General features: G+C 72.8%; 18 protein-coding genes. 2 read left to right on the top strand and 16 right to left on the bottom strand.

Annotation, left to right across the window (positions count from 1 at the left end; genetic code table 11):
* Positions 1 to 32 precede the first annotated feature (32 nt).
* Positions 33 to 632, top strand: coding sequence for a TetR/AcrR family transcriptional regulator C-terminal ligand-binding domain-containing protein (locus AB0C87_RS05015; protein ID WP_353832173.1), 600 nt, complete (start codon positions 33 to 35; stop codon positions 630 to 632).
* A gap of 128 nt (positions 633 to 760) precedes the next feature.
* Here AB0C87_RS05015 and AB0C87_RS05010 read toward each other — a convergent pair whose 3' ends face one another.
* Entirely contained in the window at positions 761 to 1789 is a 1029-nt protein-coding gene (locus tag AB0C87_RS05010; RefSeq protein ID WP_360576601.1) for a LacI family DNA-binding transcriptional regulator, read from the bottom strand.
* A gap of 159 nt (positions 1790 to 1948) precedes the next feature.
* Here AB0C87_RS05010 and AB0C87_RS05005 point away from each other — a divergent pair, with 159 nt between their 5' ends.
* Positions 1949 to 3301: an amidase gene (locus tag AB0C87_RS05005; RefSeq protein ID WP_360576600.1), complete on the top strand. Its 1353-nt coding sequence runs from the start codon at positions 1949 to 1951 to the stop codon at positions 3299 to 3301.
* An 86-nt stretch (positions 3302 to 3387) separates the two neighbouring features.
* On the opposite strand, the gene AB0C87_RS05000 is transcribed toward AB0C87_RS05005, so the two are convergent.
* The 15 genes from AB0C87_RS05000 to AB0C87_RS04930 form a co-directional block, all read right to left on the bottom strand.
* Complete coding sequence (locus AB0C87_RS05000; protein ID WP_353832171.1) at positions 3388 to 3963, bottom strand: dihydrofolate reductase family protein; 576 nt, start codon at positions 3961 to 3963, stop codon at positions 3388 to 3390.
* Between the two features lie 106 nt (positions 3964 to 4069).
* On the bottom strand, positions 4070 to 4198 hold the full coding sequence (locus AB0C87_RS04995) for a hypothetical protein (RefSeq protein WP_345182856.1): 129 nt from the start codon (positions 4196 to 4198) through the stop codon (positions 4070 to 4072).
* A gap of 101 nt (positions 4199 to 4299) precedes the next feature.
* Positions 4300 to 6042, bottom strand: coding sequence for a thiol reductant ABC exporter subunit CydC (cydC, locus tag AB0C87_RS04990; RefSeq protein ID WP_360576599.1), 1743 nt, complete (start codon positions 6040 to 6042; stop codon positions 4300 to 4302).
* Positions 6043 to 6151: 109 nt separating this feature from the next.
* A complete protein-coding gene (gene cydD / locus AB0C87_RS04985) occupies positions 6152 to 7807 on the bottom strand; it encodes a thiol reductant ABC exporter subunit CydD (RefSeq protein WP_360576598.1) in 1656 nt (551 codons plus the stop codon).
* Positions 7804 to 8826, bottom strand: a complete 1023-nt coding sequence (gene cydB / locus AB0C87_RS04980) for a cytochrome d ubiquinol oxidase subunit II (protein ID WP_345182860.1) — start codon at positions 8824 to 8826, stop codon at positions 7804 to 7806. The genes cydD and cydB overlap by 4 nt, the downstream gene beginning before the upstream one ends.
* 9 nt (positions 8827 to 8835) lie before the next feature.
* Positions 8836 to 10254: a cytochrome ubiquinol oxidase subunit I gene (locus tag AB0C87_RS04975; RefSeq protein WP_360352736.1), complete on the bottom strand. Its 1419-nt coding sequence runs from the start codon at positions 10252 to 10254 to the stop codon at positions 8836 to 8838.
* 202 nt (positions 10255 to 10456) lie between these two features.
* Positions 10457 to 11329: a trypsin-like peptidase domain-containing protein gene (locus AB0C87_RS04970; protein ID WP_353832168.1), complete on the bottom strand. Its 873-nt coding sequence runs from the start codon at positions 11327 to 11329 to the stop codon at positions 10457 to 10459.
* Positions 11330 to 11473: 144 nt separating this feature from the next.
* Positions 11474 to 12757: a hypothetical protein gene (locus tag AB0C87_RS04965; protein ID WP_345182863.1), complete on the bottom strand. Its 1284-nt coding sequence runs from the start codon at positions 12755 to 12757 to the stop codon at positions 11474 to 11476.
* Complete coding sequence (locus AB0C87_RS04960; protein ID WP_345182864.1) at positions 12757 to 14022, bottom strand: ATP-grasp domain-containing protein; 1266 nt, start codon at positions 14020 to 14022, stop codon at positions 12757 to 12759. Before AB0C87_RS04960 ends, AB0C87_RS04965 begins: the two co-directional genes overlap by 1 nt.
* 95 nt (positions 14023 to 14117) lie before the next feature.
* Positions 14118 to 15371, bottom strand: a complete 1254-nt coding sequence (locus tag AB0C87_RS04955; protein ID WP_345182865.1) for an MFS transporter — start codon at positions 15369 to 15371, stop codon at positions 14118 to 14120.
* On the bottom strand, positions 15368 to 16636 hold the full coding sequence (locus AB0C87_RS04950) for an ATP-grasp domain-containing protein (protein WP_353832167.1): 1269 nt from the start codon (positions 16634 to 16636) through the stop codon (positions 15368 to 15370). The genes AB0C87_RS04955 and AB0C87_RS04950 overlap by 4 nt, the downstream gene beginning before the upstream one ends.
* A 21-nt stretch (positions 16637 to 16657) precedes the next feature.
* Positions 16658 to 17776 carry a hypothetical protein gene (locus tag AB0C87_RS04945; RefSeq protein WP_360576597.1) on the bottom strand — a complete coding sequence of 373 codons (1119 nt, stop codon included), beginning with the start codon at positions 17774 to 17776 and terminating at the stop codon, positions 16658 to 16660.
* Positions 17773 to 19257: an iron-containing redox enzyme family protein gene (locus tag AB0C87_RS04940; protein WP_345182869.1), complete on the bottom strand. Its 1485-nt coding sequence runs from the start codon at positions 19255 to 19257 to the stop codon at positions 17773 to 17775. The genes AB0C87_RS04945 and AB0C87_RS04940 overlap by 4 nt, the downstream gene beginning before the upstream one ends.
* Complete coding sequence (locus AB0C87_RS04935; protein WP_345182870.1) at positions 19254 to 20333, bottom strand: 50S ribosomal protein L11 methyltransferase; 1080 nt, start codon at positions 20331 to 20333, stop codon at positions 19254 to 19256. The genes AB0C87_RS04940 and AB0C87_RS04935 overlap by 4 nt, the downstream gene beginning before the upstream one ends.
* Positions 20330 to 20692 (bottom strand): Rieske 2Fe-2S domain-containing protein, encoded by a 363-nt coding sequence (locus AB0C87_RS04930; protein WP_089310854.1) that lies wholly within the window; start codon positions 20690 to 20692, stop codon positions 20330 to 20332. The genes AB0C87_RS04935 and AB0C87_RS04930 overlap by 4 nt, the downstream gene beginning before the upstream one ends.
* Positions 20693 to 20732 lie beyond the last annotated feature (40 nt).

The following is a 20732-nucleotide window of genomic DNA, read 5'->3' as shown; positions in this document are numbered from 1 at the left end:
CGCTTCGTACCCTATGGCGGTGAAGGGGCTGCATGGCTGAGGGCGGTGGGTCGCGGCGGCGGGGGGCCGCGCTGGAGGAGGCGATCCTGCGGGCGGCGGCCGAGGTGCTGCGGGAGTCCGGTGCCGGCGGCCTGACCATGGACGAGGTGGCGCGGCGGGCCGGCACGAACAAGAACGCGATCTACCGGCGGTGGCCGAATCGCGTCGCGCTCGGCGTCGCCGCGTACCGCCGGCTGGCGGACGCCGAGGTCACGGTCCCGGACACCGGTTCGCTGCGGGACGACGCTCTCGACCTGCTGCGCCGCGCGAACAGCACCTGGTCGTCGCCGTACGGGGAGATCCTGCGCGGGCTGATCGCGGCGGCCGGGAGCGCGCCGGAGGTCCTCGCCGAGTTGCGGGACGGCGGTGGCGGCGCCTACGAGGCGGCGTGGCTGACGGTGCTCGGACGGGCGGTGGCCCGTGGTGAGGCCGCGGCCGAGGCGCTGCATCCTCGGGTCGCGTCCACGCCGGTCGCGCTGCTGCGCAACGAGTACATGGCGCGGGGCGTCCCGGCCGTGCCGGACGGCGTCCTCGTCGAGATCGTGGAAGAGGTCTTCCTGCCGTTGGTCCGGGGGCGCGCCGCCTTCAGTTGACGAGCTGAACGGGTCGAAGAGCGGCCGCGGCGAAGAACTCCCTGCGGTCGACTGTGCGGCGGGGCGAGTGGCACGGGCCTTCCCTCTGTCCGGCCAGTGGCTTTTTGCGGCTTTCAGCAGCCCCTGGGTCAGAACTCCTTGGCGGTGGAGGCCCGGACGATGAGGTCGGGAGGCAGCCGCTCGGACGGGGGCGTCCGTCCGGCGAGCAGATCGACGAGCAGGTCGAGGGCCCGCTCGCCCGTCTCGTGCATGGGCGAGCGGACGCTGGTGAGCGGGATGGGCAGCTCCGCCGCGAGGGGGGTGTCGTTGTAGCCGGCGACGGCGACGTCCTCGCCGGGACGCAGGCCCTGGTCGCGCAGGACGCCGAGCGCGCCGATGGCCGCGAAGTCGTTGACGGCGAAGAGGGCCGTGGGCCGGGGGTCGTGGCGCAGGAGGCGTTCGGCGGCGGCCCGGCCCCCGGCGGCGTCGAAGCCGGAGTGGACGATGTGGGAGCCGGGCACGGGGTGGCCCGCCTCCCGGTAGCGGTCGACGAACCCGGCGGTGCGGTCGGCGCCGGTGCTGGCGAAGGGCTCGCCCGCGATGACGCCGACCCGCCGGTGGCCGAGGGCGAGCAGGTGGTCGGCGACCAGGCGTCCGCCGAGGCGGTCGTCGCAGGTGACGGACGGGTGCCCGCCGGCGTGCCGGCTGACCAGGACGAACGGGACGCGCCGCGCGGCGATCTCGTCGAGGAAGGCGGCGTCGGTGTGCGCGTCGCCGAAGACCAGGCCGTCGACGTGCCGGGACAGCGCCAGCTCGGTGCGCGCCCGCTGCTGCTCGGGCCGGTCGTGGCTGTTCATGACGAAGGTGGTGAGGCCGTGCCGGGCGGCGGCGTCCTCGATGCCCTCGTAGATCGTGGCGAGCACCAGGTCGGACAGCCGGGGGACCAGGACGCCGACGAGGTTGCTGCGCTGGGTGCGCAGGCTGGTGGCGTGCGGGTTGGGGCGGTAGTCCAGCCGGGCGGCCCAGCGCCGGATCTCCTCGGCGGTCTCGCGGGACGCGGCGCGCTGGGCGTCCTCGGGGGAGCCGTTGAGCACCCGGGAGACGGTGGAGACGTCGACGCCCGCCGCCTGCGCGACGGTCCGCAGCGTCGCGGGCCGCTGCCGGTCGTTGCGGGCCACCCCGTCCGCCCCCTGTCGCCGTGCCCTTGACAGGGCCACCGTCCGGTGTCTTTTATACAACCCAAACGTTTGACCCAATCGTTTGGGTCAGCAGAAACCCCCGACCGAGTGGGAAAGAGGCGGAGCCGTGACGCGACGGGTCGATGCGGGACGGTCGGCGTGATCGGCCTGCCGCCGGAGGCGGGCTGGTTCTCCCGGCGGACGGTCGCGGGATTGGGCAGGGCGCTCCGAGACGGGAGGACGTCCCCGGGCGATCTGGTAGAGCGGTCACTGGCCGAGGCGTCACGCCTCGGAGCGCTCAACGCGTTCGTCACCGTGGACGGGCCGGGGGCGCGCGCGGCGGCGGAGCGCGCCGGACGGGAACTGGCCGCGGGCCTCGACCGCGGTCCCCTGCACGGCGTCCCCGTCGCGGTCAAGGACGTCGTCGACACCGCCGGGCTGCGCACCACGAGGGGCTCCCGCCACCACGCGGACCGGGTGCCCGAGCACGACGCCGAGTGCGTGCGCCGGTTGCGCGACGCCGGCGCGATCATCGTCGGGAAGGCAGCGACCCACGAGTTCGCCTTCGGGCCGACCGGCGACCGCTCGCTGAACGGGCCGACCCGCAACCCCTATGGGGACGGGCGGCTCGCCGGCGGGTCCAGCAGCGGGTCGGCCGCGGCCGTGGCCGCCGGGATCGTGCCGCTCGCGGTGGGCACCGACACCGGCGGCTCCGTGCGCATCCCCGCCGCGTGCTGCGGGATCGTCGGGCTCAAGCCCACCCTGGGCGCCGTGCCGTCCGACGGCGTCTTCCCGGTCTCGTCCTCCCTGGACACGGTGGGCCCGATGGCGCGGACCGCCGATGACTGCCTGCTGCTGTGGAACGTTCTGGCCGGACGGGAGGATCTGGTCCCAGACGTCTCCGGCGCCCGCGTCGGCTGGGTGGCGCCGGACGCGCTCCACCCGGTCGACCCGCGCGTGTCCGCCGCGGCCCGCGCCGCGCTGGAGCCACTGCCCGTGCGGGACGTCGCCGTCCCCGACATCGCGCGGATGCGCTGGGCCTACACCGCGATCCAGGGCGGCGAGGTCCACCGGCTCCACGCCTCACGGATGGCCGCCGCGCCGGACCTCTACGACCCGGAGGTGCTGGCGCGCCTCCACGCCGCCGGGCGGGTCACCGCCGAGGACACGGCCACGGCCCGCGAGCTGCGGGAACGGGTCCGCAGGGCGGTGACGGCCCTCTTCGGACGCTTCGAGTTCCTCGCGATGCCCACCGTTCCGGTCGTCGCTCCGCCGCTGGGCGCTCGGACACTGGCGCTGAACGGAGCGCCGGTCGACGTCCGCGCGGCGCTCCTGGCGTACACCAGCCCCTGGAGCGTGCTCGGACTTCCCGCCGTCAGCCTGCCCGCCGGCCTCGTCGACGGACTGCCCGCCGGGCTGCAACTGATCGCCCGGCCGGGCGCCGAGCGCATGCTCCTCGCCGCCGCGGCCCGCCTGACGAAGACGCCGTCCACCGCCCCGTCGCAGCCATGAAGCAGCCGCCGTGCCGTTCGACCCCAGGGTTTCCGGCGCGGCGTCGAACTGATCGACAAGGCGGCCGACCGGGGCGCGAGGCTCGGTCAGCGGATGACGCGGTAGGAGAGGTGGGTCGCGGCTGGGGTCTCCGTCACCTGGGTGCGTTCGAGGGTGATCGAGGAATCGAGCGTGCCGAACAACGGCGTACCGCCGCCGACCAGGACCGGGACCACGTGCACGCGGATCTCGTCGACCAGGCCGAGCGGGAGCGCCTGCTGCATGACGGTCGCGCCGTGCAGTCCGACGACCTTGTCGCCGGCCGCCTTCTTGGCCTGCTCGATCGCGCCGGCCACCCCGTCGGTGACGAAGGTGAACACCGGCGGGTACGACCTGGTCGGTGCCTGGTGCGTGACCACGAAGCACGGGAGGTCGCCCATCGGACCGCCCTCGCCCCAGCCGCCCTCCCCCTCGTTCTTCTCGAAGGACTTGCGGCCCATCACCACCGCACCCCAGTCTGCGACGACCTTCTCCAGGATGGCCCGGTCGTCGTCGGTCGCCTGGTCGGACATCCACTTGTGCAGCATCCCGGCGCCGTCGCCGAACGGGTTCTCGCGGCTGTCGTTCGGGCCGGTGACGTACCCGTCGAGCGAGACGGACATGTCGCAGATCACTTGGGCCATGGGTAACGCTCTCCCTCTGCCGATGCTGCCGAGTTTCGTTGTGCTGTAGGACTCGGCGTGCCGGCCGAACTCATCGGTGACCGGGCACCAGCCGCCTGCAGGCGCCTCACGGCTGGGAACTGGCGGGCCGGGGCCAGAGGGGAGTGTCGGCTCGGGCGGCGTTCAGGGCGCCGATCGTGGTGGCCAGGGCGAGGAGCACCATGGCGATCCGGAGGGTGATGCGCAAGATCTTCATCTGGGGAACCCCCGTTCCGTCGAACGGATCCTGTACCCCGTGTGATGCGGACGGATCGGGAAGTGTTCCCAGAAGACCCCAGAAACAGGTAGGCGGATGGTCTAGGTGAGCTGGGGAGCCGGCGCGGCGGCCTGCTCGCGTTGCCAGAGGGCGCGGTAGGGGCCGGGGCGGTTCATGAGGTCGGTGTGGGCGCCCCGGTCGATGACGCGGCCCCCGTCCAGGACGATGATCTCGTCGACGGCGTCCAGGCCGGCGAGGCGGTGGGTGACCAGGAGCGTCGTCCGGCCCTCGGTGGCGGTGAGGAGGTCGGCGGTCAGCTCGTCGGCCGTCGCGAGGTCGAGGTGCTCGGCGGGCTCGTCGAGCAGCAGGATCGGGAAGTCGGCGAGGAGGGCGCGGGCCAGGGCGATGCGCTGGCGCTGGCCGCCGGAGACCCGGGCGCCGTGCTCGCCGACGCGGGTGGCGAGGCCGTCCGGGAGGGAGTCGACCCAGTCGAGGAGCCGGGCGCGGCGCAGCGCGTCGCGGATCTCCTCGTCGGTGGCGGACGGGCGGGCCAGGCGGACGTTCTCGCCGATCGTCGAGTCGAACAGGTGGGCGTCCTGGGCGCAGAGGCCGATGACCCGGCGGACGTCGTCGCCGGAGAGCGCGCGCAGGTCGACGCCGTTGAGGGACGTCCGGCCGCCCGCGGATTCCAGGAAGCGGAGCAGCACGGCCGTCAGGGTGGTCTTGCCCGATCCGCTCGGGCCGACGATCGCGCAGCGGCGGCCGGGCGCGAGTTCCAGGGAGACGCCGTCGAGGGCGTAGGGCGCGGTGGGCGTCCACCGGGCTCGGAGGTTCTCGACCGAGAGCGTGTAGGGCGCTGCGGGCAGGGGAGCCGGAGCGTCCGGCTCCTGGACAGGGGGCGGGCTGTCCAGGACGGCGAAGACGCGCGCGGCCGAACGGCGGACCCGCTCCAGGTACTGCGCGGCCAGGGGCAGCCCGGCGACGACCTCGAACGCGGCCAGCGGGAGGAGGACGACGACCGCGAGGAGGACGCCGTCGAGCGCTCCCGAGCGGACGGCCGGTACGCCGACGGCGAGACTGCCCCAGACGGCCAGACCGCCGGCGAGTGCGGAGATCGCGGCGCCGAGTCCCGCGGTGGTCGCGGAACGGGCCGTGGCACGCGTGAAGTCGCGATCGAGCTGCGCGGCCTTGGCGAGCTGCTCGGGGGCGGCGCCGTACGCGATGAGTTCCGGCGCGCCCTGAAGGGTGTCGACGACGTGCGAGGTGAGCTCGCCGCGCAGGTCGGTCGTGCGGCGTTCGGCGCGGCGGGAGACGGCGCCCGACAGCCAGGGGGCGGCGACCCCGGCGAGCACCAGGGCCAGCAGGAGGACGACGCCAGCCGAGGGAAGCAGCAGCCAGGCGAGCCCGACGGAGGCGCCGCCGACGACCGCGGCGACGGTGCAGGGCAGCAGGACCCGCAGGAAGAGGTCCTGGACGGCGTCGACGTCCGCGACCAGCCGGTTCAGGAGGTCGCCGCCGCGGAAGGCGGGGAGCCCGGCGGGCGCGAGCCGCTCCAGCCGCTCGTACACCCGGGCCCGCAGGTCGGCGAGGATCCGGAACGTCGCGTCGTGGCCCACGAGGCGCTCGACGTATCGGAACACGCCCCGCCCCAGGCCGAACGCGCGGACCGCCACGATCGCGACCATCAGCATGAGCACCGGCGGATGCTGCGCCGCCCGCGAGATCAGCCACGCCGACGTCGCCATCAGCCCGACCCCGCTGCCGAGCGCCAGCACCCCGAACAGCACCGCCAGCGCGAGCCGTCCCCGCGCCGGACGCGCGAACCGGAGAAGCCGGAAGATCATGCCCTCACCCCCGCCTCGTCGGCCGAAGCCTCCGCCGCGCCCCACGAGGACGCGGAGGTTTCACGTGAATCATCCGTCCCGGCGATCCGCGCGGGGCGCGGGCGGCGGGTCATGCCGTCACCAGCGCCGGGACGACGGGGACGGTGCGGTCGGCCATCGCGGCCAGCGCCGGGCGGTGGGCCACGAGGATCACCGTGCGGGACTCCGCCAGCCGCTGGACGGCGTCGAGCACGGCGGCCTCGCTCTCGGCGTCCAGGTGGGAGGTCGGCTCGTCCAGGAGGAGGAGCGGGGCGTCGCGGAGGAAGGCGCGGGCCAGGGCGATGCGCTGGCGCTGGCCCGCGGACAGGCCCGCGCCGCGGTCGCCCAGGGGGGTGTCGAAGCCCGAGGGGAGGGCGTCGACGAACCCGAGGGCGTTCGCGGCGCGGGCGGCCTCGCGGACCTCGGCGTCGGACGCGTCCGGGCGGCCGAGGCGGATGTTCGCGGCGACGGTGCCGGCGAACAGGTGCGGGTGCTGGGGGACCCAGGCGATCCGCTCGCGCCAGGCGTCCGGGGCCAGGTCGGCGAGGTCGTCCCAGTCGACCAGGACGCGGCCCGAGTCCGGGCGGACGAAGCCGAGCAGCACGGCGAGCACGGTCGACTTGCCCGCGCCGCTCGGGCCGACCAGCGCGACCGTCTCGCCCGGGTGGACGGTCAGCGAGAAGTCGTCGAGGGCGGGGACGTCGCGGCCGGGGTACGTCACCGTCACGCCGTCCAGGCGGAGCGTGGCGCGGTCGGGGTCGGGGACGTCCCGCCGCGTCCCGGCGGGCGGCAGCGGCGTCTCGAGGACCTCGAAGATCCGCGCGGCGGCGGTGAGGCCCTCGACGCTCGCGTGGTACTGCGCGCCGACCTGGCGGAGGGGCAGGTAGGCCTCCGGGGCCAGGATGAGGACGAGCAGCGCGGTCTCCAGGCCGAGACCGCCCTCCACGAGCCGGAGCCCGATCGACACGGCGACCAGCGCGACGGACAGGGTGGACAGCACTTCGAGGACGAGGGCGGACAGGAACGCGATCCGCAGGGTGGACATGGTCGCGCGCCGGTGCCGGCCGGTGATCTCGCGGATCCGGTCCGCCTGCGCGCGGGCCCGGCCGAAGATCTTCAGCGTGGGCAGCCCGGCGACGACGTCCAGGAAGTGGGCGGACAGCAGGGAGAGCGACCGCCACTGCCGGTCCATCCTGCGCTGGGTGGTGAGCCCGACCAGGATCGCGAAGACGGGGATGAGCGGCAGCGTCGCGGCGATCGTCACGGCGGAGAGCCAGTCGCCGAGCAGGATCCGCGCGCCGACCGCCACCGGGACGATCACCGCCAGGACGAGCTGCGGCAGGTAGCGGGAGAAGTAGTCGTCCAGCGCGTCGATCCCGCGGGTGGCGAGGGTGGCGAGCTCGCCGCTGCGCTCCCCGGACAGCCAGCGCGGCCCGAGGGCCAGGGCGCGGGCGAGCAGCCGGCCGCGCAGCTGCGACTTCACCGCGGCGGACGAGCGGTGCGCGGCGACCTCCTGGAGCCACGCGACGAGCGTCCGGCCGAGGACGACGGCGAGGAGCAGCAGGAGCGGGGTGCGCAGGTCGCCGAGGGAGACGCCGTGCAGGAAGGCGCGGGTGAGCATGCCGGCGAGGAGGGTCGCCTGCGCGATGATCAGTCCGGCGGTGGCGGCGCCGAGCAGCACGGACGCCGCGAGGAACGGGCGCGTGGTGCGGGCGTGGCGCAGCAGCCGGGGGTCGAGGGGCTTCATGCGACCGGCTTCTTCGCGTGAGGCTTCTTCACGGGGATGTGGGACGTGCCGATCCGCTTGCGGAAGACCCAGTACGTCCAGCCCTGGTAGATCATCACGATCGGGGTGAACACGGCCGCCACCCACGTCATGATCTTCAACGTGTAGGCGGACGAGGCGGCGTTCGCGGTGGTCAGGCCGCCGGTGCCGAGGGTGGACGGCAGGACGTCCGGGAACAGCGACAGGAACAGGGTGGCGACGGCGAGCACGATGGCGGCGCCGGTCCCGACGAACGCCCAGCCCTCGCGGCCGCGCCGGTTGGCCGCCGCGGCGGCGAGCAGCCCGGCGGCGGCGCCCGCGACGGTGAGCCAGGTGACGGGCTTGCCGTACTGGAGCTGGGTGATCAGCAGGAAGCCGCCTCCGGTGACGATCGCGGCGACCGCGGCGAGGCCGGCGATCCGGCGGGCCCGCGCCCGGATGCCCCCGGACGTCTTGAGCGCGAGGAACACCGCGCCGTGCAGGAGGAACAGCGTCACGGTGGTGAGCCCGCCGAGCAGCGCGTACGGGTTGAGCAGGTCGCCGAGGGAGCCGGCGAACTCGTGGTCGGCGTCGAGCGGCACGCCGCGCACCATGTTCGCGAACGCGACGCCCCACACGAACGCGGGCACGAGGCTGCCCCAGAAGATGCACCTGTCCCAGCGGGCCCGCCAGCGGGCGTCGTCGCGCTTGCCGCGGTACTCGAACGCGACGCCGCGGATGATCAGTGCGAGCAGGATCGCGAGGAGCGGCAGGTAGAAGCCGCTGAACAGGGTGGCGTACCACTCGGGGAACGCGGCGAAGGTGGCGGCGCCGGCGACGATGAACCACACCTCGTTGCCGTCCCAGACGGGGCCGATGGTGTTGATGACGACGCGGCGCTCGACGTCGTCGCGGCCGAGCACGGGCAGCAGCATCCCGACGCCGAAGTCGAAGCCCTCCAGGAAGAAGTAGCTCGTCCACAGGAAGGCGATGATGACGAACCAGGCGGTGGTGAGTTCCATGACCGGCCCTCAGTAGGCGAACGCGAGCGAGCGCTCGGAGTCGGAGTCGGAGTCGGGGCCGTCGGACGGCGGCGGCAGCACCTCGTCCTCCGACGGCGGCCCGGCCTTGGCGTATCTGAGCATCAGCCCCGTCTCGATGACCAGGAGGACGCCGTAGAGCGCGGTCAGCGACGCGACCGAGATCAGCATCGACGAGGCCGACACCCCGGGCGAGACGCTGGACGAGGTCTTCAGCACGCCGAACACCGACCAGGGCTGCCGCCCCATCTCGGTGAAGATCCATCCGGCGGAGTTGCCGATGAAGGGCAGGGTCAGCGACAGGACGCCGATCCGGTACACCCAGGGGTTGGAGGGGAGCCTGCCGCGGCGCAGCAGCCACAGCCCGGCCACCGAGACCAGCGCCATGGCGATCCCGGCGCCGGACATGACCCGGAAGTTCCAGTAGATGACGGGGATCATCGGCCGGTAGTCGCCGGCCCCGTAGCGCTCCTGCTCGGCGGCCTGGACGTCGTTGATCCCCTTGACCTCGCCGTCGAGGGTGCCGGTGGCGAGGAACGACAGCAGGCGCGGCACCTTGAGGCCGAAGACCTCCTTCTCGCCGTTCAGCGTCCCGACGGTGAAGATCGAGAAGGAGGCGGGCCGCTCGGTCTCGTAGAGCGCCTCGGCGGCGGCCATCTTCATCGGCTGCTGCTCGGTCATGACCTTGCCCTGGAGGTCGCCGGTGATCGCGACGCCGATGGACGCGATGGCGGTGACGACGAGCGCGAGCTTCAGCGACGGCCGGAAGACCTCGACGTTCTTGCGGCGGGCGAGGTGCCAGGCGCTGACGCCGGCCATGAACATGCCGCCGGTGGCGAACGCCGCCGTCATGGTGTGCGGGAACGCGACGAGCTGCGTGGAGTTGGTCAAGACGGCCCAGAAGTCGGTGAGGACGGCCCGTCCGGACTCGTGGTCGATCCGGTAGCCGACGGGGTGCTGCATCCAGGAGTTCGCGGCGAGGATGAAGTACGCCGACAGCAGGGTCCCGATGTGCACGAGCCAGATGCAGCCGAGGTGCAGCCGTTTCGGCAGCCGGTCCCAGCCGAAGATCCACAGGCCGAGGAAGGTCGACTCGACGAAGAAGGCGAGGAGGCCCTCGATGGCGAGCGGCGCCCCGAAGACGTCACCGACGAACCGGGAGTAGTCACTCCAGTTCATGCCGAACTGGAACTCCTGCACGATGCCGGTGACGATCCCCATCGCGAAGTTGATCAGGAAGAGCTTGCCCCAGAACTTGGTGGCGCGCAGGTACGCCGTCCTCCCCGTCCGCAGCCAGGCGGTCTGGAGCACCGCGACCAGCGCGGAGAGACCGATCGTGAGCGGGACGAAGAGGAAGTGGTAGACGGTGGTGATCCCGAACTGCCACCGGGCGATGTCGACGGTGTCCATGGGCGCAGGCCTCTCCGGCTCATCTACTACAAGCTGTAGTACTTCATCCTGTCAGAAATACTACGAGCTGTAGTACTACAACCGGTGGTTAGTTGGGTCACTCGCCCGGACACGGCCGGACGGGGCGGCGCGAGGGGTGTGCCGCCCCGTCCAGGGGAGGGTCCGCGTTCGGTCTAGAGGGCCGCGCCGGCGCGGCCGGGGGTCAACTGCTCGCGCGCGGGACGAGGCAGCCCGGGCGGTTGAAGTCGATCACGCTGCCGGGGGCGATGCAGGCTGCCAGGGTGTAGGTCTGCTGGGCGTAGCCGATGTTCGGGTGAACCGTGATGGTGCCGGACTGGTCGACCTCGCACGGGTTGTTCAGCGTGCAGCGGCCGCCGTCCTCGTTGATGGTGTTGTTCGCGCCGACCACCTTGCCGGTCGAGGCGTCGACGAGCGGGGAGCCCGACGTGCCGCCGATGACGTTGCACGCGGGGGTGTAGCGGATCGAGTCCTTCCACGTCCAGTCCCCTTCCCGGACGCGGTAGGCGAAGCCGTCGATGTTGCAGGAGTAGATCCTGCGCCAGTAGCCGGAGACCACGCGCACGTCGGCGCCCGCGGTGGGGTGGGTGAGCGAGAGCTGGAGCGCCGGCGTCCGGTAGGTCTGCTGGATGGTCGCGTAGCTCTGGCTGAGCCGGTACAGGGTCACGTCGGTGTCGGTCATGGTGGCGTACAGCACCCTGTTGGCGCGCAGCGTGCCGAGCGTGCCCGAGCCGCTGGAGTTGAGCAGGCTGAACGTGCGGCTGGACGCCCGGTTCGTGATGACCTGGCCGGCGCCGGGCATGCCGCCCTCGTAGCAGTGGCCGTTGGTGAGCACGAGCGCCGGGTCGCTGTCGGCGGCGGTCGGGGTGCGCACGAGCGAGCCGGAGCAGTTGCTCAGCGCGACGATCCCGGTGAAGTCGACGGCCTTGACCTGGGCGGACGGTGCGGGAGCGGAGGCGGCGGCCGGGACGGCGGCGGAGGCGGTGGAGGCGCCGGCGGTCAGGGCGGCGGCGCCGGCGGCGGCCGCGGCGAGCGCGCCGAGAATGCGTCTGTGCATGGCGGGGGTCCTCTCCGGTGAGGGTGGCAGCGTGATGCTAACCACGGGCCCGCCGCCCAGAAAGGGCGAAAGTGGACGAAATGGGAGAGCGCCGCGAATCTGGCAGGCATTGCACAGCCAGACCCGCGGCGCCCGCCCCCGAGGTCAGTAGTGGAACGCGGAGGTCATCCTCGCGCCCTTGGTGCCGAGGTTGACCACGGACGCGCCGCCGGACGGGACGGTCCGGCAGAACGCGCCGCCGTAGCCGTCCGGGAAGACGAAGAGGCCCCACACGGCGATCCAGTCCTCGACCGCGCCGGTCTCCGGGTTGAGCATCGGTTCGCTCACGGGGACCACGCGGCGCTGGACGATGTAGTCCTCCTTCAGGCAGCCGGCGACCGTCTCGGCCCACTCGCGGTCGGTCTGGTCCCAGCCCGCGCGGACGCCCCGTCCCGACAGGCCCGCGACCGGCTTGAGGATCAGCTCCTCCCGCTCGGCGCGGACCCGGTCGGCGAGGTCGGGGGTGAGGGTGCGCGTCCACGGCAGGATCCGGTCGATCAGGGCGTTCTCGTCCGGGGACAGGTCCGCGCGCATGGCGGGATCGGAGACGAGCGGCAGGCAGCTCTTGTAGGAGAACATGGACGCCGTCAGGGGAGTCCACAGGACGACCTTGCCCTCCTCGCAGGCGCGCATGACGGTCTCGACGGGCTCGTCGTTGCGCGGGTCCCGCGCCACCTGGTGGGCGGAGAAGTACCGCAGGACGAGGTCGAGCGGACGGTCGTGCAGGTACAGCCGTCCGTCCCTCTCCCGCACCTGGTCCACTTCGCCGATGAGCAGCTCGATGCCGCACCGCTTCATCGACTCCTGGAAGGAGCGGTGCAGCGGCTCGTACGCCGCCATCCCGTCGATGGCCTCGAGGGTGGCGACGACGGGTGCCTCCTTCTGCGTGGCCTGGACGAAATGCCGCGCTATGGCCGCCGGAGTGTCGACGCTCGACAGGCCGTGCTCGTCCGCGAACGCGGCGAACTCCTTGTGGCCGAGCAGGGTGCGGTTGACCTCGCTCATGTCGACGCCGCCGAGTTCGCTGCCGATGTTGAACTCCAGCAGCCGGAACCGCGAGCCGTCGTCGTACAGGTCGGCCCGCCCCCACAGGAACGGCTCCGCGTCGAACCGGGTCATGAGTTCGGTGCGGCGCGCGTCCGCGCCGATCGCGGCGCAGAACGCGCGGCGGTCGCCGCCGAACAGCCGGTCCGGCAGGGACGTCATCAGCCGGAACAGCCCGGACAGGTCGTCCGCGGCCTCGCGCGTGCGCGCCTCGGACGACAGCAGCGGCCGCGTCCCCAGGTATCCGCCCCACGCCCGGTCGAACACGGGCGGGAACTCGACCTCCGACATGACGTCGCGCAGGGGCCCCTCGGCGGCGGCCGCGACGTACTTCGCGGTGACCATCAGGCGGTCTCCTCCACGTCCACGACCAGGTCCTTCTCGATCTTGCGGATGACCTCGCGGTCGGCGTAGATCTGCTCGGCGTCCTCGTGGGCGAGGATGATGTAGCCCATCGTCATGCTGGCGAACAGGTCCGTGCTGGCGTCGACACGGTCGCCGGTGCTCACCAGGTGCACCGGCGAGTGGTAGCTGGGCAGGTCGCGCGCCCGGTCGTAGATCTCGGCGTTGCGCACGATCCCGGTGGAGTGCGACATGAGGAACACGGCCATGACGTTGCGGCGCAGGGTGTAGCCGGGCGGCATCTGCGGGCCGAGGCCGCGGCACACGTCCACGATCCTCGTGACCTGGCTCTCCCCGGTGGCGATCTCGGTCACCGCGGGGTTGCCCGCTCCGGCCAGCCGCGCGTTGACCTCCAGCAGGCGCGGCCCGTCCGGGGTCATCATGATCTCGGTGTGCGCCGCCCAGTTGCGCAGCCCCACCGCGTCCAGCGCGGCGAGCCCGTAGTCGATGAGCTCGCCGTAGGCGCCGGTGTCGTAGGGGAGCCACTCGACGAAGTCGTACACCGCGATGCCCTCGCCGAACGGGACCCGCCGGTACCGGATGATGTCGGTGATGGAGTGTCGGCCGTCGTGGCTGACGGTGTCGATGGCGTACTCGGTGCCGGTCATCATCTCCTGGACGAGGACCTCCTCGGCCAGCACGTCGAGCTTGTCGCGGGTGCCGAGCATGGCCGTGAACTGCTCGCGCCACCCCTGCCCGCCTGGAGCGCGGCTGACTCCCACGGTGCCGGCGCTCGTCGGCGGCTTGACGACGAGGTCCTTGCCGGCGAGGCCCTCGCGCTCGATCCAGGCGGCGACCTCGTCGGGATCGTTCGTGGAGATCTGCCGGGGGACGGGCAGCCCCGCCTCGGCCAGGGCCTGGTGCATGAGGTACTTGTGCCGGCGGGCGTCGACCAGCTCCGGGACGTTGGAGAACTCCGGCGCGAGGGCGTCCGAGCACTCCTGCGCGAGCCGCAGCGCCGCCTCGACGCCGGGGATGACGGCGATCGGCTTCAGCGCGCCGAGCCGGGCGATCGTCTCCGCCATGTCGCCGTGGTGGTTGATGACCGCGTCGTAGTTGCCGGGGTCGTGCGAGGAGTGCAGCGGGGCGAGCGCGGGTCCCGTGTAGTCCATCACGGCCACCGGGCTGAACCCCGCCTCCCGGAGCGCGGGAGCGACCATCGCCGCGGAGGTGAAGGGCCGCACGATTGCGACGACTGGCTTGTCCATGGTGGTCACCTTCTGTTTCGTTCGTTCCACTCGTTGCGCGGGGGTCGTCCTCGCGGGCGCCGCCGCCGTGGTCGTCCGTGCCGTGCCGTCCCGCCTCACTCGCCGGCCTCGGCGGCGGCCGGCTCCAGGGCCGGTTCGGCCTCCTCGGCCGGGCGCCGCCGCGCCAGCCCGGCGCCCGCGGCCACGGCCGCGGCGCCCGCGAGCCCGAACGCCCCGGTCAGCAGCCAGACGCCCGAGCCCCAGGCGTGCCACGCCGCGACCCCGATCATGGGGCCGACGGCGTAGCCGACCTGCTGCGGGATCGTCGCCGCCGCGATGTAGCGGGCGCGCAGCGCGGGCGGCGCGACGAGGCCGGGGTAGGCCATCATGGACGGCGCCGCGATGATCTCCCCGAACGTCCACACCACCGTCGCGAGGAGGAGCAGCGCCACGGGCGTGGGGCCGGTGTAGACGAGGTGGCCGGCGCCCAGCATCGCCATGCCGAGCGTCATCGGCACCCCGATCGGCAGCCGCTGGAGCCACTTGGACAGCAGCACCTCGAAGGCGATGACGATGCCCCCGTTGACGGTCAGGAGCATCGCGAACACCCGCTCGTCATGGCCCGAGCCCGTCACGAACAGCGGCAGGGCGGCCGACGACTGGATGTAGGTCATGGCGGTGAGGAAGAGGCCGAGCACGACGAGCATGAACCGCCGGTCGGCCAGCACCTGCCCGTAGCCGGTGCGGTCCTTGCCGGACCCGCCGCCGGCGACCTCCGGCTCGGCGTCCGACCGCAGCGCCAGGTAGGCGACCACGCCGAACGCCAGCGACGTCGCCGCGTCCACGTAGAACAGCGCGCCGTAGGACGCGTAGGTCAGCAGCAGCGCGGCGCCCATCGGGCCGACCGTCGAACCGACGTTGAACGTCAGCCGCAGCACCGAGAAGACCATCACATGCCGGTCCTTCGGCGTCAGCTCGACCACCCAGGCCATCGCCGCCGGGCGGTACGCCGTCGCGGTCAGCCCCGCTCCCCCGGCGACGAGAGCGCCGATCCACATGTTCGGCACGTGCACGAGCGCCGCGGTGAGCACCGCCGTGCCCGCCATCGAGCCGACGATGACCCACCGGTACCCGACGCGGTCCGCGGCGGCGCCGCCGAGCGCCGACCCGGAGATCCGGCCGATCATGAGCGCGGTCAGCACGACGCCGCTCTCCCACGCGGTGAAGCCCTCGCTGGTCAGGAACAGCACGAGGAACGCGTTGAGGAACGCCGCCAGATTGCTGATCAGGTTCCCGAGGACCAGGATGCGGACCGTCCCGCTCATCCCGCGCAGCGTCGCGAGGATCGTCGGGTGCTCCGGGGACGTCATGGCGCCTGCTCCAGCGGGGTGCCCTCGAACGTGAAGTACCGCCCGGCGTCCGGGATGGCGGCGCGGGTCCGCTCCAGCGTCTCCGCGACCGCGATCACGTAGCCGCAGCGGGCCAGCCCGTTCGGCGGCAGCCGCACCTGCCAGCCCGGCTGCACGGCGAGCTCCACCTCGGCGACCGGCGGGCGCATCAGCTCCTTGTCCACGGTCGCCGACGTGATCTCCATGTCGTGCGGGGGATAGGCGAACCGGATGGACGCCGCCCTGCGCGGCTTCGGGAACGCCACGGCCGGCGGGCGGCCCGCCACCACGTCGGCCGCCGCCAGCGGCCCGTCGACACCGGACGTCAGCAGCCCGAGGTAGGGGATCATCCCCCCGCCGAGCCGGACGTTGATCTCGATGACGTGCTTGGCGCCGTCCGGGGTCAGCTTGAACTCGATGTGCGTGTACCCGTCGGTGAACCCGACCGCGGCGTGGACCCGGGTGAGCATGGCGTGGAATTCGGTGTCGAACAGCAGCGGGTCGCCGGCGTCGACGTCGTGCCCGATCTCCTCGAACGCCAGCGTGCCGCTGCCGCCGAGCACCTTGCGCGCCACGATCAGCGGCGTGCACTCCCCCTGGAACAGGACGCACTCGACGGAGATCTCCGGGCCGTCGAGGAACTCCTCCACGATGACGTAGTCCTCGAACTGGCGGATGCCGCCCAGCCGCGTCCCGTCGGTGAGCGCGAACGCGGCGTCCAGGTCCTCGGGCCTCTCGACCTTGCTGAGGCCGAGGCTGCCGCCGAGGTTGCGCGGCTTGACGATGAGCGGGTAGCCGGTCTCGGCGGCGAACGCGCGCGCCTCCTCCAGCGACGCCACGGCGCGGGAGGCGGGCTGCGGGAACCCGGCGGCCCGCAGCGCCTCCCGCGTCGCGGACTTGTCCCGGCACCGGGCCACCGCGCCCGGGTCGAGGACGGGGAGGCCGAGGGCCGCGCTGAGGTGCGCGGACGTCTCGATGTAGACCTCGTCGTAGCAGAACACCCCGGCGACCTCGTGGTCGCGGGCCACGTCGCGCGCCGCGGCCGTCAGCTTCTCCAGGTCGAGGCAGTCGACGACGGTGTGCCCGGCGATGTAGGGCTCCTCCCAGCTCGCCGGGGCCGGGTTCAGCAGCCAGAGCCGGTACCGCTGCGACACCGACTCCAGGATGTACTTGCGGTAGACCCAGTAGCTGCTCGCGACCAGGAGAAGGAGCGGACGCTCGCCGCCCGCGGGCGGGTCATAGGACATGCGGACCTCGATCGCAGGTTGTCAGGAGAAGTAGTCCTCGGGCCCGCCGCGGCGGCGGACGTCGAGGGTGGCGCAGTGGAAGCCGCCGCCGAAGGTGTTGACCGTGCGGAAGGGGACGGGGATGGGGGTGAACCCCTCCTTCTCCAGCAGCCGCAGCAGCTCCGTCTCCTGCGCCTCGACGAAGATGCGCTCCTGGTCGAGCATCAGGGTGTTCATCGCGATCCACCGGCTGCAGAAGTACATGGTCTGGTCGGCGGGGATGGCGGGCTCGGGGCAGACCAGCACGTCCCAGCCGGCGAACATCTCCGGCAGCTCCGGCACCCGCTCGGGGTTGATCAGCACCCGGCCGGGACGCAGCGGGACGAACGTGGCGTTCATGTGCATCGGGTGGTCGTCGGCGAACGCGACCTCGTGCACCCGGAACTCGCCGCCGAGCAGCCGCCGCACCCACTCGATGCCGAACCGGTTGGTGACGTGGCTGCGCTGCACGAGGATGTCGCGGCCGAACCGCATGAAGTCGCCGGCGTCCACGATCGGCTCGAACTCGGTGATGACGGACGTCGCGTCCGGGAACGGGTCGGCCGGGGACATGGTCTCCGGTTTCGCGGCGGCGTAGCCGGGGTTGAAGGACGCGTCGGTGAGCTGTGGCTTCGGCGCCGCGACCCAGCGGGCGCCGCGCCGGAAGTAGTCCTTGAAGATCGTCCGGAACGGGTGGGTGGCGAAGTAGTACGACCGCCAGCCCATCGTCGCCTCGACGATCTGGTCGCCCGCGACCAGCGCGATGTCGCGGGGGAAGGTGTGCGACGAGCCGCCGGTGGACGTCCAGTCGGCGGTCCCGAACGGGCGGGACTGGTCGACCGGGTCGGGGCGCCGGACCGTGACGCCCTCGCCCTCCAGGATCGACACGAAGCCGTCGAGCTCCTCGCGGGCCGCCTCGACCTGCTCCCGCGGGAAGCCCCCGCCGCCGTTGCGGCGGTAGAAGTCCCACGCCTCGGGCGGAACGGTCGCCTCGATCGCCGGATGCCACGGCGGGACGGCGGCGCCGTCGATCACGCCGACGATCACCTCTTCCAGCGGGTCCCACTCGTTGTACGAGCCGACCGGGGCGGGCTGCCCGGCCGGGGGTGCGCTGTCGGTCATCGCGACGTCCTCTCCACGGTTCGAACGGTCACCCGGGCCTCGGGCGAGGCGGCCTTCAGGCCGTGCAGGCGGCCGCGCGGCACCAGCAGCACGTCGCCCGTGCCGAGCCGGTGCGGGCGGTCGGTCGCCCACGCGTACACGTCCGCCTCGCCGCTCGTGATCTCCACGAGCCGGTCGGAGTCGTACACGCCGGTGCAGAACGGGCTGTCGGGGCGGAGCGTGCTCGCCTGCGCGTCGTCCCTCGCGGAGGACGCCAGCGCGGCGCCCGCCTCGGTGTGCCGGTCGAGGGCGTCGGCCCAGGCGATCTGCGCGCGGAAGTCGGCGTCGCCGAGGCGCAGCAGCAGCTTGGTGTCCTCGATGCCGCGCACCAGCTCGGGGATGACCAGCTCGCCGTGCGCGCGGGCCAGGCCGAGCAGCAGGTTCTCGTAGGTCATCCGCCCGTGGTGGACGTCGATGTGCGCGTGCTCGTCGCAGTACTTGGCGTCCACGCGGTCGCCGTAGACGGCGCGGAGCATGGCGCCGGTGTCGGCGAACCCCTGCGCGAACAGCCACTCCAGGTACGTCACCGCGGCCATGTAGCGGAACATGCCGCGGTGGTCCTCGGTGAGCCAGTTGAAGTAGTTCACCCCGACCAGGGAGCTGGTCAGGTAGAAGTTCCAGTACGCGTGCACGTCGGTGCGCAGCCCGACGCTGGCCAGCATCTCCTTGAAGATCGTGCTGTGCTTGGCGCCGTAGACCCCGTACCCGAACTCGTCATTGAAGATCTTGAAGAGCTCGGACTGCTCGACGCCGTAGGAGCCGCCGAGGTTGCGCGCCATCGCCGACGCCTCGGTCAGCGCGTCCAGGGCGAGCTGGATCAGGTGCAGCGCCGCGGCCTCCTCCGGCCGCCGGCACTCGGTGATCAGCCGCATGGTGCCGGTCGGCTCGGCCGCCGCGTCCACCGCCGGGTTGCTCCCGGACGCGTCGGCGGGCGCCCCGGCCCCGCCGACCTCGGCGAGGAAGTACGCCTGGAGCTCCTCCAGCGTCCGCACCGGCGGGACGGTGACGGCGTCGTCCAGGAAGGAGAACGCGTACCGCTCCAGGCCGGGCCGGACGGCGTCGCGCAGCGCCCGCACCTCGTCGCCGTAGAAGAGCTCGAAGTCGTCCTTCGCCGAGGCCAGCCCGGCGGGGGGCAGCAGGATCATGTCGCTCTCGTAGGCGTTGCACAGCACGCGGCCGGCGATGAGCTGGCCGCCGCCGAGGAACTCCGCCTCCGTCGCCGGGACGGAGAAGTCCCGGTCGGCGGCGCCCGGCGGGCCGATCGGCCGCCGGTACGGGTTGCCCTCGACGAGGACCTCGGGACCCGGCTGGAAGATCCGCTGCGAGCAGTAGGCGGCGAGGGCGCCCGCCGCGGCGGCCGTCGGCGCGGTCCCCGTCGTCACCATGCCCGCCGTGGCCTCGTCCGCGGCCGGTGCGGCGATCGCCTCCGTCACGGCGGTCACGCGACCACCTCCTCGGACTGCACCTCGAAGCGGACGCACTCGCCGTCGTGGGCGGCGACCAGCGACACCGGCAGGTCCGGCTGGACGTGCAGGGGGACGGGCAGGCACTGGATCGCCTGCTTCCAGTGCGAGTCGTGGCCGGGCGCGTTGTCGACCACGATCCCCGGCATCAGCTCCATCTCGAACCAGAACGCGATCGCGTGCATCGTGCCCGCGGCCGTCGGCCGGACCGTCAGCTCGGTGCGCTGCGGGCGCGCGTCCGCCGTGTAGAAGTCGAACTCGAACACCGTCACCGGCTCCGACAGCGCCCGGTGCTCGTGCCGGTGCAGCCGGGAGTCGAAGTACTCCAGCGTGGACAGCCGGTTGAAGGGCGCGAGGTCGAACCCGTACAGCTTGCCGACGTGGTTCTTGCGGTGCAGCGGTTCGCTCTCGACGAGCTGCGCGAAGATCCGTCCCCGCGACGGCATGATCGTCGCGTCCGGGGCGAGGAGGTGCTCGCGGGCGTGCGCGATCGTGCCGAGGATGCCCTCGCCGAGCAGCCCGCAGTCGACGATCTCGGTGACCAGCAGGCCGGCGCGCCTCGGCAGGTCCCCGGGCACGGTCATGCGGGTGGACATCTTCGACACGACGCCGACCGCGTCGTCGTACCCGGCCACCCGGACCACCCGCGCCGCCGTCTCGGCGACGGACGGCTGGCCCTCGCAGGCCACGACCTCCCGCGCCCCGGCCCGCGCCGCCATCATCGCCAGCAGGCCCGACCCGGCGCCGATGTCGAGGACGAGCGCGTCCGGGGCGGCCGCGACCGCCTGCCGGATCGCCCGGTCGTACAGCTCGGCGCGCTCCTCGTCGTGCAGCATCTCCCAGTGCCAGCGGGGGACCGAGCACCGGACGGCCCGGTTCCGGCCGATCAGGGCCTCCTGGTTGTCGGCGTCCAGGCCGAGGATCAGCTCGAAGGCCCTGGCGGCGTCCTCGTAGCGGCCCTGGTGGTGCAGGTCGCGCCCCCACCTGAGGAACTCGCCGAGTTCCATTCCGTCGCGGATCTCGGTGACCGCGCCCTGCGGCTGTGCGCTGTTCATCGGCTCTCGGCCCCTTCGTCGTGGGTCGGGTCGGGCGGCAGGTTGGCGAGGATCTCCTTGTGGATGACCGAGACGGGTGCGCCGGTGTCCGGAAGGACGACGACGGCCTCGTCCCCGCTGCGCACCATCGGCAGGCAGGAGCGCTTCACGGCGGAGACGCCGACCTTCGTGCCGTGCCAGGGGCAGCTGAGCCGCCGCCCGTCCGGGGTGCGGCGGGCCAGGCTGAGCGGGCCGCCGCGGTGCGGGCAGTGGTCGCGGACGAGCAGCGACCGCTCGCCCTCGTGCAGGACGAAGTAGCGGTCGTGGCCGACCATCACGGTGTTGTGCCGACTCAGATCCATCACGATGACGCGTGCCATCGGCTCCTCTTTGTCGTTCGGGCGCGGCCGGTGACGGGCG

The organism is Actinomadura sp. NPDC048021 (genome assembly GCF_040653135.1).
Classification (GTDB): domain Bacteria; phylum Actinomycetota; class Actinomycetes; order Streptosporangiales; family Streptosporangiaceae; genus Spirillospora; species Spirillospora verrucosospora.
This window is presented reverse-complemented; position numbering and strand designations above follow the sequence as displayed.

Excerpts from the sequence above, each read along its gene's own strand:
- AB0C87_RS04965 (WP_345182863.1), bottom strand. The coding sequence starts at position 12,757 with ATGGTCACCGCGAAGTACGTCGCGGCCGCCGCCGAGGGGCCCCTGCGC.
- AB0C87_RS04970 (WP_353832168.1), bottom strand. The coding sequence starts at position 11,329 with ATGCACAGACGCATTCTCGGCGCGCTCGCCGCGGCCGCCGCCGGCGCC.
- AB0C87_RS04945 (WP_360576597.1), bottom strand. The coding sequence starts at position 17,776 with ATGACCGACAGCGCACCCCCGGCCGGGCAGCCCGCCCCGGTCGGCTCG.
- AB0C87_RS04960 (WP_345182864.1), bottom strand. The coding sequence starts at position 14,022 with ATGGACAAGCCAGTCGTCGCAATCGTGCGGCCCTTCACCTCCGCGGCG.
- AB0C87_RS04930 (WP_089310854.1), bottom strand. The coding sequence starts at position 20,692 with ATGGCACGCGTCATCGTGATGGATCTGAGTCGGCACAACACCGTGATG.
- AB0C87_RS04975 (WP_360352736.1), bottom strand. The coding sequence starts at position 10,254 with ATGGACACCGTCGACATCGCCCGGTGGCAGTTCGGGATCACCACCGTC.
- AB0C87_RS04935 (WP_345182870.1), bottom strand. The coding sequence starts at position 20,333 with ATGAACAGCGCACAGCCGCAGGGCGCGGTCACCGAGATCCGCGACGGA.
- cydD (WP_360576598.1), bottom strand. The coding sequence starts at position 7,807 with ATGAAGCCCCTCGACCCCCGGCTGCTGCGCCACGCCCGCACCACGCGC.
- AB0C87_RS04950 (WP_353832167.1), bottom strand. The coding sequence starts at position 16,636 with ATGTCCTATGACCCGCCCGCGGGCGGCGAGCGTCCGCTCCTTCTCCTG.
- cydB (WP_345182860.1), bottom strand. The coding sequence starts at position 8,826 with ATGGAACTCACCACCGCCTGGTTCGTCATCATCGCCTTCCTGTGGACG.
- AB0C87_RS05000 (WP_353832171.1), bottom strand. The coding sequence starts at position 3,963 with ATGGCCCAAGTGATCTGCGACATGTCCGTCTCGCTCGACGGGTACGTC.
- AB0C87_RS04955 (WP_345182865.1), bottom strand. The coding sequence starts at position 15,371 with ATGACGTCCCCGGAGCACCCGACGATCCTCGCGACGCTGCGCGGGATG.
- cydC (WP_360576599.1), bottom strand. The coding sequence starts at position 6,042 with ATGATCTTCCGGCTTCTCCGGTTCGCGCGTCCGGCGCGGGGACGGCTC.
- AB0C87_RS04995 (WP_345182856.1), bottom strand. The coding sequence starts at position 4,198 with ATGAAGATCTTGCGCATCACCCTCCGGATCGCCATGGTGCTCCTCGCC.
- AB0C87_RS05015 (WP_353832173.1), top strand. The coding sequence starts at position 33 with ATGGCTGAGGGCGGTGGGTCGCGGCGGCGGGGGGCCGCGCTGGAGGAG.